Origin of the sequence: Streptomyces tremellae, assembly GCF_039540215.1 — a bacterium.
Classification (GTDB): Bacteria; Actinomycetota; Actinomycetes; order Streptomycetales; family Streptomycetaceae; genus Streptomyces; species Streptomyces tremellae.
This window is the reverse complement of sequence record NZ_BAABEP010000133.1, coordinates 1-3,324: the sequence shown is the minus strand read 5'-3', so window position 1 is coordinate 3,324 and position 3,324 is coordinate 1. Positions and strand designations below refer to the sequence as shown.

Genomic DNA, 3,324 nt, shown 5'->3' with positions numbered 1-3,324 from the left:
ACCGCCTCCGCGCGGCCCAGCGGGCCCACGTCCTCCAGCAGCTGGCGCACATAGCGATGTACGTCGTCCCGCAGCGCGCGGCGGTCCCGCACGTTCTGGTATCCGGCCAGCGCGCGGTTCATCCGCCGGCCGAAGTCCGACACCTCGCGCGCCACCCGGCTGCGCGGATTCACCCCGCCGTGCGGCACGCCGAGGCGTGAGCCGCCCGCCTGGTCCCACACCGCACCGGACGTGCCGGACCGCGTAGTGCCCGCGGCCTCGATCCGCTTGAGGCCGTCCACCAGCGCCTGGATGGAGGGGGGCCGGTAGCGGGTGGACGGGAAGACGCCCCGCAGCTCGTCCAGCGAGTCGGACGCCAACTGCCGGTAGTCGTCGAGTCGTCGGGCCAGCACTGCCGAGTGGCCGACCTTGAAGTCGTAGTCCGCGAGCACCCTCTTGCGCGCGTTGTCCAGTCGGCCGAGGACCCGCGGCGCCGTGCGTCCCGGCCCGGCGTCGCGGAACGCCGGGGCCACGTCGAGCCGTTCGAAGCCGGTACGGATCCGGTTGCGGATGCCCATGAGGACGCTGCGGTCGTCCATGGCGTTGACGGCGTCGACCCTGCGCTCCCCGCGGAACAGCGGGGACTGCGGATTGAGCGCGTACTCCACGGGACGCGCGGGCGCGCCGCCCGCGATGCGGTCGTCGAAGGACTCGTAGATCGCCTCCGCCATCCGGGCCTGATTGGCCCAGGGGATGACGTAGTCGTTGACGAACTCGTGGATGGCGGGGCCGCGCCCCGCCGGGTCGAGGGCGGCACGCTGCCGCAGGTCCTGCGGCGCGTGGTCCTTGAAGAACTTCTCCACGAACTGCGGGCGCTGGAGGACCTCACCGGGTTCCAGCAGGCTGCGGTTGCGGAAGTGCGCGGCCACCACACCCCGCAGCTTCGCCGTCTTGTCCGCATAGTGCCGCTGACCGAGGAAGTCACCGTCCTCGCTGGTGAAGACCGCGTAGCCCTCCAGCATCGCCCTGGGCACGCCGACCTTCTGCCGCAACTCCCCCATCGGACGCACGGCTCCCCACGCCTCGGGGGCCTGGCGCGGCGGGTGTTCGACATAGGTGCGCAGGGAGCCGGGCAGCGCGTAGGTGCGCAGCTTCTCCAGCGAGTCGAGCCGGTTGATACCGAACTGGTTGGAGGCGAAGTGCTTGTCGACGTTCAGGTCGAGCGGGTGACCGCCGGAACCGTGCTCGGTGACGGCGTCACGCGAGATGTCGTTCGCGACCTCCAACGGCACCAGGAACGACCTGATCATCGGATTCGGCGCACCCTGCTGACGGGCGTACTTCTCCACCCACTTCAACTGACGCAACGGCTGGCCGACACTCAGCCAGAACACCTTCTCACCCGACGACGGATCACCCGTGTGGATCTGCACGGCACCGGTGGCGTCCTGGCCCACGTCCTTGAAGACGGGGGCGACTTGGTGGGTCTGGTCGCCGAACACCGCTGTGTAGATGGGGACGTACGGGCGGTGCTCGATCGTCACGACGGCCGGGATGTCACGGTTGATGAAGCCCTGACCAGGACCCTGCGTGATGTGGTTCGTGCCGAGGAACGTCGCGCCCGGGGCACCGAGCACCGGACGGTCGATGTCGTAGTCCGACAACACCCGCAACGCCGTGTTCACCGCCGTGTCCGACCACGTACGCGGCAGGTCGTCGATAAGCTTACGAGCCTCCCACACCGCTTCCCCTCGGTGCAGCGTGCCGGAGTCCTCAAGCAGCCTGCCCATCAGGCCGTGGACCTCGTCGCGCAGCGCGCGCTGGTCCCCCGTGGCGTGGTAGCCGGCGAGGGCGCGGTTCAACCGCCGACCGAACGCGCTCACATGGGTCGCGATCGGACTGCGCGGATTCACCCCACCGTGCGAGGGCGCCACCGCTCCACCCCGCGACGAGGAGTGCCGATGCCGGTCACCCGGATCCGCCAGCACGTCATCGGTCGTGTCGGCATGCTGCTCGTGCTCCCGCTCCGCCTCACGGACGGCCGTGGCCTCGCCGTGAACGGCGGGCGGCTCCTCGCGCGGTTCGTCGTGGACGGTCGGCGGCTCCTCGCGGGTCGCCAGGGGTTCGTCGTGGATTACGGCGGGGATCTCGTCGTGGGCCGCCGTGCTCGGGGCGATCGACGTCAGGGGCGCCGTCGGGTCGTCGGCGTGCGCGGTGGCCGCGGCGTCCAGCACGGAGGTCCAGTGCTCAGCCGTCTGCTCCGTATCCTCCGGCAGACCCAGCACGTCCCGGGTGATGTTCCGCAGCACCTCAGGGTTCATCCGCCCCGCGGTGTGCGTCGACAGGGCACCGTCCGCACCCGGATTCCACCGCAACCGGTCCAGATCTCCCAGACCACGCAGCGCCGCGTCGTACCCGGCCGTGCCCTCCTCAAGGCCGGGCCCGTACGTACCGCGCAGCGTCCGCACATACTGCAGCGCCCTGTTGGCCACCCACGGATCGGGATACCCCTCACCCTCGTGCAGCCCCGCCACCCGCGCGACCCGCGCCAACTCCCCACCGGACGGCTCCGGCCGGAACGTCAGCCACTCACCCTCACGACCCTGCGCATCCGCGAACAGCACAGGCCGCAACTTCCCGTCACCACCACGCACCGTGCCCGACGCAGTCGACGGCGCATACACCGTACGCCCCGTCACATTCGCCACATGCTGCGCAACCGACAGACCACCGTACTCCGGCACCGCACCCGTCGCACACGACAACAGCACCAACGCCCGATCCACCGGACCCAACGCATCCGCGTGACGCTCCAGATACCGACCCAGCTCACGCCCACTGACCCGCACGACCTGACCATCACCGAGCACCAACTCGACATGGTTCGACGCACCATGCGCCGCAAAGAACGACACCCTCGTGTCATGCCACGGCACCTCACGCACCGGCGTCGTGAACCGACTGGACTCGGTCTGGGTCAGCGACGTGTGCCCGCGGAAGGTCTGCTCCGACAGCAGGGCCGGGATGCGGTCCACTCGGGTCGCCCAGTCGGACGGCCGGTAGCTGCCGATGCCCTCGGCGGGGCTGTCCGCGCCCCGCGTCAGCGGCGCGACGCTCAACTCCCCTTCTGTGGCAGCCGTGCCGTCCAGGGTCTGGACGGCCGTTTCGCGGTGCAGCGCCGCGTTCCAGTCCGGCAGCCTCACCTGCTGCCCACGGCCACCGCCCGCCACGGTGTCCCGACCCGCCTGGTCCGCCAGGACGTGCCGGGTGCTGGCCGAGGTGTTGGCGCCTTCGATCCGCTTGAGCCCGTCCACCAGGTCCTGAATGGCCGGCGGCCGGTGCCTG

1 protein-coding gene is annotated in these 3,324 nt (G+C 70.5%); it reads right to left on the bottom strand.

What is annotated here, in order from left to right; genetic code table 11:
- On the bottom strand, positions 1-3,293 hold a 3,293-nt coding region (locus tag ABEA77_RS33615), incomplete at its 3' end, for a hypothetical protein (protein WP_345655933.1).
- Positions 3,294-3,324 lie beyond the last annotated feature (31 nt).